The sequence below is a fragment of the Vibrio sp. 1727 genome (assembly GCF_033344415.1).
GTDB lineage: Bacteria > Pseudomonadota > Gammaproteobacteria > Enterobacterales > Vibrionaceae > Vibrio > Vibrio alginolyticus.
Window position 1 is genome coordinate 1 of record NZ_JAWPOT010000726.1, and the last position, 502, is coordinate 502.

Consider the following 502-nt stretch of genomic DNA (forward strand, 5'->3'; position numbering starts at 1 on the left):
CCGCCATCAAGGCCTGTTCTGCGACAGACATCATGCCCCACAATTCGTGTAGCGCGACACCGGGCATAATTGCACTGAGAGGTTCTTTCGGGTAGTTGTTGATCTGCCTTTGCAACGCAAAAGTTTGAATGCGCGATTTCAAGCCCACAAGCATGGCAGTGATCTGTTTTGGTTGAAAGTCCCTTTCTTGTAATACCTTGGCATCCGGTGTTGGGCCCAAGCGTGCACCACTTTCCCAACCGACATGAATGGCTTCGATCGCCTCTAACGAGACGTGAACAGTCTTATCTACTGGTGTGCCAGTTGGAGCTAAAATACCAACAACTTTGAATGGCAGTTTATCGTGACGGCTGAAGCCAACATCACTGATACCATGGGCAATGATGATTTCACTGCCTATCTGGTAACCCAATTGTTTGGCGACGTCCGATCCGAGTACGGTTTCAAATAATCCATTGAACTCTTTCCCTTTTGAGAAAGTAAGTGGTTGCTTACTTCCGTA

Annotated in this window: 1 pseudogene; it reads right to left on the reverse strand. The window is 47.8% G+C overall.

From position 1 onward, the window contains the following. Positions 1 to 502: pseudogene (locus R8O10_RS27830) on the reverse strand (ABC transporter permease); the annotation flags it as partial.